Annotated in this window: 15 protein-coding genes; 8 read left to right on the forward strand and 7 right to left on the reverse strand. The window is 71.1% G+C overall.

Going from position 1 to position 13040, the window contains the following annotated elements; translation table 11 throughout:
* Nucleotides 1-82: 82 nt before the first annotated feature.
* Nucleotides 83-1126, reverse strand: coding sequence for an L-glyceraldehyde 3-phosphate reductase (mgrA, locus tag AC6F7H_RS31970; RefSeq protein ID WP_500761303.1), 1044 nt, complete (start codon nt 1124-1126; stop codon nt 83-85).
* Nucleotides 1127-1373: 247 nt separating this feature from the next.
* Here mgrA and AC6F7H_RS31975 point away from each other — a divergent pair, with 247 nt between their 5' ends.
* A complete protein-coding gene (locus AC6F7H_RS31975) occupies nt 1374-1976 on the forward strand; it encodes a snapalysin family zinc-dependent metalloprotease (RefSeq protein ID WP_500761305.1) in 603 nt (200 codons plus the stop codon).
* 275 nt (nt 1977-2251) lie between these two features.
* Here the strand turns inward: AC6F7H_RS31975 and AC6F7H_RS31980 are convergent, their stop codons facing one another.
* The gene (locus tag AC6F7H_RS31980) at nt 2252-3430 is read right to left on the reverse strand and encodes a S1 family peptidase (RefSeq protein WP_500761307.1); all 1179 of its coding nucleotides are present in this window, start codon (nt 3428-3430) and stop codon (nt 2252-2254) included.
* Nucleotides 3431-3537: 107 nt separating this feature from the next.
* Between AC6F7H_RS31980 and AC6F7H_RS31985 the strand changes: the two genes are divergently transcribed.
* From AC6F7H_RS31985 to AC6F7H_RS32005, 5 genes are all read left to right on the forward strand, one after another.
* Nucleotides 3538-3975, forward strand: a complete 438-nt coding sequence (locus tag AC6F7H_RS31985; protein ID WP_500761309.1) for a helix-turn-helix domain-containing protein — start codon at nt 3538-3540, stop codon at nt 3973-3975.
* 244 nt (nt 3976-4219) lie between these two features.
* Nucleotides 4220-4612 carry a hypothetical protein gene (locus tag AC6F7H_RS31990; protein ID WP_500761311.1) on the forward strand — a complete coding sequence of 131 codons (393 nt, stop codon included), beginning with the start codon at nt 4220-4222 and terminating at the stop codon, nt 4610-4612.
* A gap of 133 nt (nt 4613-4745) precedes the next feature.
* Nucleotides 4746-5831 carry a GNAT family N-acetyltransferase gene (locus tag AC6F7H_RS31995; RefSeq protein ID WP_500761313.1) on the forward strand — a complete coding sequence of 362 codons (1086 nt, stop codon included), beginning with the start codon at nt 4746-4748 and terminating at the stop codon, nt 5829-5831.
* A gap of 273 nt (nt 5832-6104) precedes the next feature.
* Nucleotides 6105-6269, forward strand: coding sequence for a hypothetical protein (locus AC6F7H_RS32000; protein WP_500761315.1), 165 nt, complete (start codon nt 6105-6107; stop codon nt 6267-6269).
* Between the two features lie 124 nt (nt 6270-6393).
* Nucleotides 6394-6846 (forward strand): ATP-binding protein, encoded by a 453-nt coding sequence (locus tag AC6F7H_RS32005; protein ID WP_500761317.1) that lies wholly within the window; start codon nt 6394-6396, stop codon nt 6844-6846.
* A 34-nt stretch (nt 6847-6880) separates the two neighbouring features.
* Here AC6F7H_RS32005 and AC6F7H_RS32010 read toward each other — a convergent pair whose 3' ends face one another.
* From AC6F7H_RS32010 to AC6F7H_RS32020, 3 genes are all read right to left on the reverse strand, one after another.
* Nucleotides 6881-9280 carry an ATP-binding cassette domain-containing protein gene (locus AC6F7H_RS32010; RefSeq protein ID WP_500761319.1) on the reverse strand — a complete coding sequence of 800 codons (2400 nt, stop codon included), beginning with the start codon at nt 9278-9280 and terminating at the stop codon, nt 6881-6883.
* 71 nt (nt 9281-9351) lie between these two features.
* Nucleotides 9352-9765, reverse strand: coding sequence for a VOC family protein (locus AC6F7H_RS32015; RefSeq protein WP_109378751.1), 414 nt, complete (start codon nt 9763-9765; stop codon nt 9352-9354).
* A 5-nt stretch (nt 9766-9770) separates the two neighbouring features.
* Nucleotides 9771-10220 (reverse strand): helix-turn-helix transcriptional regulator, encoded by a 450-nt coding sequence (locus AC6F7H_RS32020; RefSeq protein ID WP_109378573.1) that lies wholly within the window; start codon nt 10218-10220, stop codon nt 9771-9773.
* A gap of 183 nt (nt 10221-10403) precedes the next feature.
* On the opposite strand from AC6F7H_RS32020, the gene msrA reads away from it, so the two are divergent.
* Nucleotides 10404-10925, forward strand: a complete 522-nt coding sequence (msrA, locus tag AC6F7H_RS32025) for a peptide-methionine (S)-S-oxide reductase MsrA (RefSeq protein ID WP_500761321.1) — start codon at nt 10404-10406, stop codon at nt 10923-10925.
* A gap of 113 nt (nt 10926-11038) precedes the next feature.
* Here the strand turns inward: msrA and AC6F7H_RS32030 are convergent, their stop codons facing one another.
* Nucleotides 11039-11512: a carboxymuconolactone decarboxylase family protein gene (locus AC6F7H_RS32030; protein WP_109378571.1), complete on the reverse strand. Its 474-nt coding sequence runs from the start codon at nt 11510-11512 to the stop codon at nt 11039-11041.
* A 325-nt stretch (nt 11513-11837) separates the two neighbouring features.
* Here AC6F7H_RS32030 and AC6F7H_RS32035 point away from each other — a divergent pair, with 325 nt between their 5' ends.
* Entirely contained in the window at nt 11838-12062 is a 225-nt protein-coding gene (locus AC6F7H_RS32035) for a hypothetical protein (RefSeq protein WP_500761323.1), read from the forward strand.
* Nucleotides 12063-12160: 98 nt separating this feature from the next.
* Here AC6F7H_RS32035 and AC6F7H_RS32040 read toward each other — a convergent pair whose 3' ends face one another.
* Entirely contained in the window at nt 12161-12613 is a 453-nt protein-coding gene (locus tag AC6F7H_RS32040) for a phospholipase (RefSeq protein WP_363036400.1), read from the reverse strand.
* Between the last annotated feature and the right edge of the window lie 427 nt (nt 12614-13040).

Raw genomic sequence — 13040 nt, forward strand, 5'->3', positions numbered from 1 at the left:
CCTTGGAGAGGGAGGCGCCGGGGCCGCCGAGAACGACCCCGGCCGGGGTCGTTTTCGCGCGAGGACGAGCCGGTGCCCCGGCTCAGCCCATGGTGCCGAGACGGGCCTCGCGCCACAGGTCGACGCCGCCGTCGGTGGCGTACTTGTCGATCTCGGCCAGCTCCTCGTCGCTGAAGTCCAGGTTCTCCAGCGCGGCGACGTTCTGCTCCAGCTGCTCGGTGCGGGACGCGCCGATGACCAGCGAGGTGACACGCCGGTCCCGCAGGGCCCAGGCCAGCGCCATCTGGGCGAGCGTCTGCCCGCGGCGGGCCGCGATGCCGTTGAGGGCGCGCAGTCGGTGCAGCATGTCGTCCGTGAGCCATGAGACGTCGAACGACTTGCCCTGCGTCGCCCGCGACCCCTCCGGCACACCGTCCAGATACCGTCCGGTCAGCAGGCCCTGCGCCAGTGCGGTGAACCCGATGATTCCGAAGCCCTCCTCCTGGGCCACGTCCAGCAGTCCCTCCGTCTCGATCCAGCGGTTCAGCATGCTGTACGACGGCTGGTGGATCAGCAGCGGAGTTCCCAGGTCCCGGAGGATGGCGACTGCCTGCCGGGTGCGCTCGGCGTCGTAGGAGGAGATACCGACGTACAGGGCCTTGCCCTGGCGGACCGCGGTGTCGAGCGCGCCCATGGTCTCCTCGAGGGGAGTGGTGGCGTCGAGCCGGTGGGAGTAGAAGATGTCCACGTAGTCCAGGCCCATGCGCTTCAGCGACTGGTCCAGGGAGGCGAGCAGGTACTTGCGCGAGCCGCCGCCCTGGCCGTAGGGGCCCGGCCACATGTCCCAGCCGGCCTTGGTGGAGATCACCAGCTCGTCCCGGTACGGGGCCAGGTCCTGCTTCATCAGCCGGCCGAAGTTGATCTCCGCGGCCCCGTAGGGCGGACCGTAGTTGTTCGCCAGGTCGTGGTGGGTGATGCCGAGGTCGAAGGCGCGCAGGGCGATCTCACGCTGGGTCTCGAAGGCCCGGTCGTCGCCGAAGTTGTGCCAGTAGCCCAGGGACAGCAGGGGGAGGTCGAGTCCCGAACGCCCGGTGCGCCGGTAGCGCATGGTGCTGTCGTAGCGCTCGGGATTGATGACGTGGTTCATCTGGTGTTCTCCGGGTGTGATGCAGGGATGTGCCGTGGGACGTGGGAACCCTGTCCACACTGCCCCCGCGTGATCCGGAAGTCCAACCGATCCTTCGCACAGGACTCAGCGACACGGCTTCTGAATCCTGGGGGACCGTTGTCGGACGGGCGAGGGCCGATTGACGGATTGCCGCCCTCGCCCGACGGGCAGGGAGGCCCTGAGTGTCATGAGCACGACCGCCCTTCCCCCCACGAGGAGGTCGACCATGCGCATCCGTACGCTGACCGGAAGCCTGGCCACGGTTCTGGTGATGTCCTTCCCCATGTTGTCGAGCGGCCAGGCCGTGGCGGCCCCGCCCGGTGTGCCCGAGCAGCCCCTGGCCGCCCGCGTGCTCACCTACGACGCGAGCGGCTCCGCGGAGTTCAGGTCCGCCGTCGACCGCGGCGCGGCGGTCTGGAACGAGAGCGTCGACGCCGTGGAACTCCGCCCGGCCGCGTCCGGGCAGCGCGCCGATATCCGGGTCCTGGCGGACAACGGCTGGCCCCGCGCCCTGCCCGCCGGTCTGGGCGGCGGCACCGTCTACATCGGCCGCCAGGCCGTGAACCAGGGATACGACACGATCCGCATCTCGGCCCACGAGCTCGGGCACATCCTGGGCCTGCCGGACCGCAAGCCGGGCCCCTGCTCCAGCCTGATGTCCGGCTCCAGCGCGGGAACCGCGTGCACCAACCGTTACCCGAACGCGGCGGAGAAGGCGGAGGTCGAGAAGAACTTCGCGGGCGCCCGCTCCGGTACGGGCGAGGCGGAAGGGTCGGGCTCGGCGGGGCAGCCGGGTGCGACGCCACGGGCCGTGCTGATCAGGGACTGACCGGCGGCGCCACCGCACCCACCGGACCACCTCCCGCGCCGCTCGCCCGCCCGATGTGACTGCCCGAGGCGAGTGTGGTTATGATTGACGCACGTCAAGGCGCCGGAACTCCCGGATCCAGGCCATGCGTTGGTGGTCCAAGGAAAGACGCCCCGCTTCCTGCGGGGAGATGCAGGTGCAAGGCCTGCCCAGCGCTCCACCACAAGCCCGGTTCCCGAACGATGTGTTCGGGAACCGGGCTTGCTTCGTCGGTGCCACGTGCCGTCGGGGGAAGGTCAGGCCGTGTGCAGGGTCAGGCCGTAGCGGTTCAGGATCTCGTTGATCGGCTGGAACCAGGTCTCGCCCCCGCCGGAACAGTTGCCCCAGCCGCCGGAGGTGACGCCTTGCGCCTGGTCACCGCTGATGAACGAGCCGCCCGAGTCGCCGGGTTCGGCGCAGACGCTCGTCTTCGTCATCTGATGCACCGAGCCCTGGCTGTAGTTGACGGTCTCGTTCTTGGCCAGGACCCTGCCGCAGTGCCAGCGGGTAGTCGAGCCGGAGCGGCAGATCGAGGCGCCGACGGGAGCCTCGTTCGAGCCGCGTACCAGCTGGTCGGAGACCGTGCCCCAGCCGAGCACCACCGGAACCGTCCACCAGCCGCTGCCCACGTTGACCCACGCGTAGTCGTCGCCCGGGAACGAGGAGCCCTGGAAGTTGCCGATGTACGAGCCGTCCCAGCCCCGCACCTGGCCGCCCACGCCACCGCAGTGCCCGGCGGTCACGAAGCCGCCGTGCACCGAGAAGCCGATGGAGCAGCGGACGTTGCCCGTGTAGTAGGGGTCGCCGCCCACCGTCCCCGCGGCGAAGGTCTCCGCGGCGGCCTCCACGGTGCGCACGGTGACCGGTCCGGCCTCGCGGGCCTCGGAGAGGAACCGGCGGACATCGTTGTCGCCCCGTTCGCCCTCGACGACGTTCACCACCACCGTGTTGGCGGTCGGGTCGACGGACCAACTGCTCACGCCCGAAGGTGCGTCGAGGCGGTCCAGCCGGGACTTGGCCGCGTCGAGTTGCCGTGCGCTGTGCTCGACGACGCGGACGGCCACGCCGGAGGAGCGGAGGTCGCGGACCGTCGACGCGTCCGCGTCCGACGTGACCGCGACGGTCAGTTTCTCGCTCTTCGCGTCGAACCAGGCGCCGCCGTAGGCGGATCCGGCGGTCTTGACGGCCTCGGGTTCGAGATCGGTGGCCCGTCGTTCGGCGGCCAGCCGTGCCTCGGCCCGGGCGGGGGACAGGCCGAAGTCCTGCTGCATCGCCCGCAGCAGGGCCGCGGAGGCCGGCGCGGGATCGGCCCGGGCGGCGGATTCCGCGGAGTCGGGAGTGTCACTCGCCGAGGCGGGCAGGGTGCCGGCCGCGGTCCAGCTGCCGAGCATGAGCAGGGCGGCCACGCAGGCATGCGTGAATCGGGTGCGTCTCATGGGAAGTTGCCCTTCGTCGTTCCAGCAAGGTGGGGGTGGAACAACCGCATCTGAGAGCGCTCTCATCGGAGTTGGGCAGAGCTTAGCGGGCCCGGAGTATCAGGTCCATGCCAATGCGGGAAATCCGGTGGCGTCCGAGCGGGCGGCGAAGCCGGACGGCGGCGACGCGGCCCGTGCCGTCGCCCGGCACCCCAGCGCTGCGCACGGTGCTGGACCTCGTCATGGAGAATCCGGCGGCCGAGCACACCCTTGACTCCCTGGCCCGCCAGGTCGGGCTCAGCCCCAGGCACCTCACCCGGCTCTTCCGGGCGGAGACCGACACCTCGCCCGCGCGGTTCGTGGAACAGGTGCGCCTGGAACCGGCCTGCACCTCGCTGGTGACCGGGACCGACCCACTGGACGCCGTCGCCCGGCACGCCGGATTCGGCAGCCCGGAAACCATGCGTCGGGTCTTCCAGCGCGAACTCGGCGTCACCCCCGGCGCCTACCGCACCCGCTTCAGCGCCACCGCGGGCTCGGCCCACCGGCACATACCGAACGCCTGAGCCGCGGATCCTCCCGGGGGCACCCGTCGGCGTCCGACGGCATCCGACGACGCGACCGGTGATGCGGCAGTGGAGCACTGCGGCCGGGGCGCGCAGAGTGCGTCCCGTTGCGGTGCCGGGGGCTTGACGAGGCAGGACGCGCTCGGCGCTACTGGAAGGCGTTCCGGGCGGACGTTCCGGGGGGACGCCCGGCACCGGCCCGGTATGCCGGCCCCCGCCGGGATGCACGTCGGGAGGTGACGGGGTGCGGCCTCGATGGGCGGCGGCGATCGTTCTGCTGACGTCGATACTCCTCGCGCACCTGTGCTCGCCGGTGGTCGCCGACGTGGCGGACCGGCACGCGGTGACCCACCCCACGGCCGCCCCCGCCCCCACGGCTGCTCAGGACCCCGCGCCCCAACGCGTCCGCGAGCCCTCGCCCGGTACGCAGGACGCCTGCCTCCACCGCCCCCTGGCACGCTCGCCGAGGACCGCGGGCGCGACCGGAGCGGCACACCAGGCGGCGACGGACGGCCGGATGAACGCGGTTCCCTCCGAGCGAGGCGTCCTCGCCCCGTACCCGCCGGGTGCTCCACGCGGCGCGGAACCGGCGGGCCCGGCCCGCGACGCCGCCGCATCACAGACTCTTCGCTGCTGAGCGACCGCAGTACCGCCCGAGGCCTGCACCGCGTGGCCCGTGTACTTTCCGGTGGCCGCTCGCGCGCCGCACGCCGATGCAACGCGGCAGGCCTCCGCGTGTCCCCGGAACCATGACGACACAGGAGACCCTCATGTCCCGAAAGCGCGTTCTCGTTCTGCGACCGGACGAACTGGGCCCCACCGAGTACAAGACGTGGAGGCATCTGCGCAGCGAATCCGGCGCACCGGAGAACCCGTTCCTCGACCCGGCGTTCACCGCGGCCGTCGGGCAGGGCAGGCCGGGAGCCAGGGTCGCCGTACTCGAGGAGGACGGCACACCCGTCGGCTTCTTTCCGTACGAGAGGGGGGCATGGGGACAGGGCAGGGCCATCGGCCTCGGCGTGTCGGACAGCCAGGGCGCCGTCCTGCGCCCCGGCATCCGGCTCGACCCCCGCCGCCTCCTGGCCGCCTGCGCCCTCTCCTCATGGGAGTTCGACAATCTGGAGGCCGGTCAGCACCTCTTCGTACCGCATGCCACCGAGGAACTCGCCAGCCCCGTCGTCGACATCGGTGAGGGATTCGAGTCCTACACCCGACGGCTGCGCGCGACCGCCCCCGGGTTCCTCCGGCAGACCCTGGCCAAGGAGCGCAGGCTCGCCCGCCAGGTCGGCGAGGTGCGGTTCGTGTACGACGCGCACGACCCGGACGCGTTACGGGCGCTGATGCGCTGGAAGTCCGCCCAGTACCGGCGCACCGGCCGTCGGGACCGGTTCGCACAGCAGTGGATCACCGCTCTGGTGGAACGGCTCGCGGGCGGCGACGAGCCCGAGTGCCGTGGACTGCTCTCCGTGCTGTACGCCGCCGGCCGTCCCGTGGCCGCCCACTTCGGGCTGCGCTCACCCACGGTGCTCTCCTGGTGGTTCCCCGCCTACGACCGCGACTACGGCAAGTACTCCCCGGGGCTGGTGCTGCACCTGCGGATGCTGGAGGCGGCGGCGGCCGACGGGGTCCACCTGGTCGACCTGGGCAGCGGGCCGGCCCGTTACAAGGACTCGTTCAAGACCCGTGAACTGCCGGTCTACGAGGGCGCAGTGGTGCGTCCGGTGCCGGGCGGGGCCGTGTACCGGCTGAGCCGCGAACCGGCACGGGCCGCCCGCCGCTTCGTACGCGACCGCCCCCGGCTGGCCGACGCGGTCAGGCGCACGCTGGAGGAGTCGGGACGGCTGCGCGGCCAGTGAGGGCCCTCGCGTACGCCGAGGCCAGTACCCGGGGGCACTCCCGCTGTGGGACGCCCGCGGCGACCGGGCCCGGCACCGTGGGGCAGGTGAAACTCAGCCGCCCCACGGTGCCGGGCCCTCCTCGTCGTCCACGTCGTCTCCTCCGCGAGCCGGCTCGGGCTCACCCTCGGGCTGCTCGCACCCGGTGTCACCGCGAACACCACCGGGTCCGCGGCCGCCGTGGCCGCAGGGCAGCCCCTGCCCGATGGAGGCGATGTCCTCTTCGGACCGATCGTGTCCCTGTCTGCCTGGTCCGTCTACGTCCTCAAGACGGTGGTCTCGCTCCTCAAGCCCTGGGGCCCGACCCGTCGGGGCCGCCGCCTGCGCGCCGAGGCCCGGGCCCCGAAACCGGCCGAACCGGTGGGCGCCCTGGCACCGGGCGGCCGGAACCCCGTATGACGCGCCCGACACATTTCACCGAACGAGCGGTGAGCGACTCTCCGGCCCGGCATGGTGGGCCGGAGAGTGCGGCCGGGCATTTCGGGTAGTCGCGCGGTGTGATCGGTGAGTGAAGGCGGACCGAATGGAACCAGTTCCGGTGAACGAAGGAGGCACGCTGCCGGGCACACCGCGACGGGCGACGTACGCCCTGGACGGTGACGGCGCGTGGATAGCGAAGGCCCGGCAGCTGGCCGCCGCGTTCCTGACGCGGGCCCGGACGGAGGACGGGCTGCCCGTCTCGGCGCGTGCGGTGGAGATCACCCAGCTCGTGGTCAGCGAGCTGGTCACCAACGCCCGCAAATACGCCCCCGGCCCCGTCCGGCTGGACCTGTGCATCACCGATGACGCCCTCGAGGTGATGGTCCGGGACGGCAGCGGTGTGCTGCCCGCGGCCAGGGTCGCGAACCCGGACCGGGTGGGACAGCACGGCCTGGAGATCGTGATGGCCGTCGCCCACGGACTGGAGGTGCAGCCGGAGCCGACCGGCAAACGCATCACGGCCCGCATCTCCCTCATGGAGACGACCGGCCGCTGACGACCGGGCCGCCTCCACGAGGGTGCCGCTCCTCTCAGGCGCCGACGTACGACGCGAGGTGCTCGCCGGTCAGGGTGGAGCGGGCGGCGACGAGGTCGGCGGGGGTGCCCTCGAAGACGATCCGGCCGCCGTCGTGCCCGGCGCCCGGCCCGAGGTCGATGATCCAGTCGGCGTGCGCCATGACCGCCTGGTGATGCTCGACGACCACGACCGACTTGCCGGAGTCGACGAGCCGGTCCAGCAGGCCGAGCAGTTGCTCGACGTCGGCGAGGTGCAGGCCGGTGGTCGGCTCGTCGAGGAGGTAGACGCCGCCCTTCTCCGCCATGTGGGTGGCCAGCTTGAGCCGCTGCCGCTCGCCACCGGAGAGCGTGGTCAGCGGCTGGCCGAGGGTGAGGTAGCCGAGCCCCACGTCGGCGAGCCGGCCGAGGATCCGGTGCGCCGCCGGCGTGCGTGCCTCACCGGCACCGAAGAACTCCTCGGCCCGCGTCACCGACATCGCGAGCACCTCGCTGATGTCGCGGCCACCGAGGTGGTACTCCAGCACCGATGCCTGGAACCGTTTGCCCTCGCAGTCCTCGCAGGTGCTGGCGACCCCGGCCATCATCGCCAGGTCGGTGAAGACGACACCGGCGCCGTTGCAGGTGGGGCAGGCACCCTCCGAGTTGGCGCTGAACAGCGCCGGCTTGACGCCGTTGGCCTTCGCGAACGCCTTGCGGATCGGGTCGAGCAGCCCCGTGTACGTCGCCGGGTTGCTCCGCCGCGAGCCGCGGATCGGGCTCTGGTCGACCGAGACCACGCCCTCGCCGTCCTCCCCCTTCAGCCTGCACAGCGACCCCTGCACGAGCGAACTCTTGCCGGAGCCGGCGACGCCGGTCACGACGGTGAGTACCCCGAGCGGAACGTCGACGTCGACGCCGCGCAGGTTGTGCGTCGTCGCGCCGCGGATCTCCAGTGCCCCGGTGGGCTTGCGCACCGACTCCTTGAGGACGGCCCGGTCGTCCAGATGACGGCCGGTGACGGTGTCGCTGCCCCGCAGCCCCTCGACGGTGCCCTCGAAACAGACGGTGCCGCCCGCCGTGCCGGCGCCGGGACCGAGGTCGACGACATGGTCGGCGATCGCGATCGTCTCCGGCTTGTGCTCCACGACCAGCACCGTGTTGCCCTTGTCCCGCAGCCGCAGCAGCAGGTCGTTCATCCGCTGGATGTCATGGGGGTGCAGGCCGATGGTGGGCTCGTCGAAGACATAGGTGATGTCGGTGAGCGGGGAGCCGAGATGGCGGACCATCTTCACGCGCTGCGCCTCGCCGCCCGACAGCGTGCCCGACGGCCGCTCCAGCGAGAGGTAGCCCAGCCCGATCTCCACGAACGAGTCGAGGCTGTCGCCGAGGGCGGTGAGCAGCGGCGCCACCGAGGGCTCGGACAGGCCGCGGACCCACTCGGCCAGGTCCCGGATCTCCATCGCGCAGGCGTCCGCGATGGAGATGCCCTTGATCTTCGACGACCTGGCCCCCTCGCTGAGCCGGGTGCCGTCGCACTCGGGACAGGTGGTGAAGGCGACGGCCCGCTCCACGAACGCCCGGATGTGCGGTTGCATCGACTCCTTGTCCTTCGACAGGAACGACTTCTGGATCTTGGGGATCAGTCCCTCGTAGGTGAGGTTGACCCCCTTGACCTTCACCTTGACCGGCTCCCGGTACAGGAAGTCCTGCCTCTCCTGCTCGGTGAACTCCCGGATCGGCTTGTCCGGGTCGACGAAGCCCGACTCGGCGTAGACCCCGACGGTCCAGAAGCTGTCCGACTTCCAGCCCGGGATGGTGAACGCGCCCTCGGCCAGCGACTTGGAGTCGTCGTAGAGTTGGGTGAGGTCGATGTCGGAGACGGTGCCCCGGCCCTCGCAGCGCGTACACATGCCGCCGGTGCGCTGGTAGGTCGCCTTCACCGCCTTCTTGTCGCCGCGCTCGACGGTGATCGCCCCGCTCGCCCGGACCGAGGCGGTGTTGAAGGAGTACGCGCTGGGCGGGCCGATGTGCGGCGTGCCGAGTCGGCTGAAGAGGATGCGCAGCATCGCGTTGACGTCGGTGGCGGTGCCGACCGTGGAACGGGGGTCCGACCCCATCCGCTGCTGGTCGACGATGATCGCGGTGGTCAGACCCTCGAGGACGTCGACCTCGGGCCGGGCCAGGGTCGGCATGAACCCCTGCACGAAGGCGCTGTAGGTCTCGTTGATCAGCCGCTGCGACTCCGCGGCGACCGTGTCGAACACCAGCGAGCTCTTGCCCGAGCCGGAGACGCCGGTGAACACGGTCAGCCGGCGCTTGGGGATCTCGACGCTGACATCCTTGAGGTTGTTCACGCGCGCGCCGTGCACGCGGATCAGTTCGTGGCTGTCGGCACCGTGCGGCGCGGCCGGCCGAGCCTTCGTCCCCATGGCCATGCTGGTGGTGTCTTCCTCTCGTGGGTGGTTCCCGGGCCGGGGCCGGGCGGTGACGGCGGTGACCGGGCGGCTCAACGCAGCTGCTGGATGCGGATCAGGTTGCCTGAAGGGTCGCGGAAGGCACAGTCACGAACGCCGTACGGCTGCTCGGTCGGCTCCTGGACCACCTCGGCGCTGTCGGCCGACTGCAGCCGCGCGAAGGTGGCGTCCAGGTCGTCGGTGGCCAGCAGGAGACCGGCGTACGTGCCCTTGGCCATCATCTCGGCGATGGTGCGGCGCTCGTCGTCGGTGACACCGGGGTCGGCGGCCGGCGGGGTCAGGACGATGGAGGTGCCGGGCCGGCCGACGGGACCGACCGTGATCCACCGCATCCTGCCGTGTCCGACGTCGCCCCGGACCTCGAAGCCGAGGGTGTCGCGGTAGAAGGCCAGGGAAGCGTCCGGGTCGTCGTGCGGGAGGAAACTCGCGTGAATGGTGATGTCCATGGCCGTCACGCTAGAGGGGGGCCGGGCGCGGGCGCTTCTCGATTTCTGACCGGTCTGGTCACCTGCTTCGCCACGCACGGCGGCAGCCCCGCCGTCATGCTCGCCGCGCGGCGCCGGTAGGCGCTGGGCGGCATGCCGACGAGCTCGGTGAAGCGCGTGCTGAACGTGCCCAGCGACGAGCAGCCGACCGCGAAACAGACCTCGGTGACGCTGAGGTCCCCGCGGCGCAGCAACGTCATCGCACGCTCGATGCGCCGCGTCATCAGATAGCTGTACGGCGACTCGCCGTACGCCGCCCGGAACTCCCGGCTCAGATGCCCGGCCGACATGTGCGCGCCACGGGCGAGCGCCTCGACGTCCAGCGGCTGTGCGTACTCCCGGTCGATCCGGTCGCGGACCCGGCGCAGCCGCGCGAGGTCGCGCAGGCGCTGCGTCGAGGCCGGTGTGTCGGTCATATGTGAAATCGTACCCACGGTCGCCGCCCGACCTGGGCGGAATCCTCCTGGCCGGACGGCCATGGGCGGAACAACAGGGCTCCCGGCATGGTTGAGACTGCTGTACGTACGGCTGCGACGGTGCGGGACCATGAAGACGAGACGGGACCGGCCGTCCAGGACGCGGGAGAAGGGCGAGAGCAGATGACGAGGACCGAGGAAACCGTGGAAACAGCGCTGCTGGCGGGCGGCTGTTTCTGGGGCATGGAGGAACTGATCCGCACGTTCCCGGGCGTCCTCGGCACGCGGGTGGGCTACAGCGGCGGTGACGTCCCCAACGCCACGTACCGCAACCACGGCACCCACGCCGAGTCGATCGAGATCACCTACGACCCCGCCGTCACGGACTACCGCACGATCCTGGAGTACTTCTTCCAGATCCACGACCCGAGCACGAAGAACCGGCAGGGCAACGACATCGGGCTGAGCTACCGCTCCGCCATCTTCTACCTCGACGACGAGCAGAAGCGCGTCGCCGAGGAGACGATCGCCGACGTCGACGCGTCGGGTCTGTGGCCGGGCCCGGTGGTGACCGAGGTCGCGCCGGCCGGCCCGTTCTGGGAAGCCGAGCCCGAGCACCAGGACTATCTGCAGCGGTACCCGGACGGCTACACCTGCCACTTCGTCCGCCCCGGCTGGCGTCTGCCGAAGCGCGCGGAGTCCTGAGCTTCCGGGTACCTGGACTCCATGGGCACCTGAGCTCCATGGCACCTGAGGCCGCACCACGGGGGCGCGCACGCGAGGCGGCGCGCCCCCGTGGTGTCCGTCCGTGCCGTCCGTCAGCCGAACTGGCCGGGCTGGTAGTCGCCGGCGGGCTGCTGGTTGATGACGTTGATGCGGTTGTAGGTGTTGATGACGGCGATGAGGGAGATGAGGGCGACCAGCTGGTCCTCGTCGTAGTACTTGGTGGCGTTGGTCCAGGCCTCGTCGGTGACCCCGCCGGCGGCGTCGGCGATGCGGGTGCCCTGTTCGGCCAGTTCGAGGGCGGCGCGCTCGGCGTCGGTGAAGACGGTGGCCTCGCGCCAGGCGGCGACGAGGTGGAGGCGCTGGGCGGTCTCTCCGGCGTGGGCGGCGTCCTTGGTGTGCATGTCGGTGCAGAAGCCGCAGCCGTTGATCTGGCTGGCGCGGATCTTCACCAGTTCCTGCGTGGCGTGCGGCAGACCCGAGTCGGACACCGCCTTGCCCGCCGAGTTGATGTGCTTCAGCACCTTGGTCGCGAGCGCGTTGCCGAAGAGGTTGATACGGGCATCCATGGTGATCTCCTGGTTCGCGTATGCGGTTACATACATCTGACGAGGCGGCCCGCCGAGATGTGACAGGTCCCCAGGGTGTGACGTACGTCTCCCGGCTTGAGGCGGCCCGCGGGGTGCGGCGGGTCGGACCACGGCGGGCTCGCGGAGGCGTCGTCCACGGAGCGGCGAACGGGCGATAGCCTGACGGCATGCAGGACCACCCCTCCGCACCCGCCGAGAGCGGCACCGCCCTGCCGCGCGTTCAGGGCCGCGGCCAGGACTGACACCCCGGCCCGGTACGGGAACAGTGAGGGGACGGGAAGGCCGGACGGGGAGCGGAGCGTCGGTGAGCGAGCGTCAGGAACGCGACTGGACGGACATGACGCCGGGAGATTTCGACCGGGACGCCCCGCTGCGGCTGAACGTGGGCACCGGACCCGTCGTGGTGCCGGCCGAGCCGGACGAGTACGGCACGGTGCCCCTGTTCGGCGAGGAGTCCCCGGCCCGGCGCCCCGTCCCGCGTCGTCTTCCGCGCGGTGGCGCACCCGCCGAGCAGGAGCACCTGTTCTGACTTCGTTGCGCCCCGCCGCTCAGGAAGCCTGACGGAAGCGGTGCGCCGCCGGTCCCTTCCGGGAACCGGCGGCGCTCGGTGGGGGCCGGACGGTCCGGTCAGCCGAAGGCCCTGACCGCCTGGTAGTAGGTCCACGCAGTGCTGTTGCAAGCGGTCTTCGTGCCGCCGCTGTAGCCGGCGCAGACCCGCTTGAGGTCTTCGTAGAAGGCGCTGTCGAGGCGTGCCTTGTTGGCGTCGAAGGAACCGGCCGCCTTGTAGTTGCGGTAACCGAAGTCGTGGCGCGCGCAGGAGGTGGCGAAGGGGAAGCCGAACGGGTTGTCGGGGGAGGTGGAGCAGTAATCGGTGCTCCAGTCGAACTGGTAGGCGGACCAGGCGGCTTGGTTGGAGCGCGCCGCGACCCACTGGTTGTAGCTCGAGGCACTGGTCTGGGTCCAGTTCGAGAGGACCTGGGCCTTGTCGGCGGGAACGGCGTCGGCGGCTGTGGCGGTGCCCAGCACGCTGACGGCGGCAAGGGCCGAGGTGGCCAGTGCGGTGGCGAGTCTACGGTGCATCCCGAACCTCCATGAGGCTGCGACCCGGCCATCGGGGCGCAGGTTCATGACAAGAGATGCCCATGCCGCCGACGTTCTCACACCATGTCTGACTTGACGGGCCATCAACATCGGTCTTCACCAGGCATCATGAGCGCACATCATGGATGAACGGCGCACCCGGAACCGGCTCCGCCGTGCCGGCCGGCCCGGATGGTGGCCGTCGCCGAAGCTCCCGGCAGTCGGTGAACCGGTTCCCGACGGCAGCGGATCAGGGCAACGGTCCCTGGGTCGACTGTGTCACGTGTTCCGGGACACGCCGTGGCCCTGGTGAAGGCAGGGATGAACCTGACGGGCCTCGAAGCCGGACCGGTCCGCCCGCCGCCGGCGTCCCTCGCCGCTCAGGGGACCGAGGAGCCTGCGGCCGTCCACACCGCCGACCGGGTCG

This window comes from Streptomyces sp. MMS24-W38, assembly GCF_059889265.1.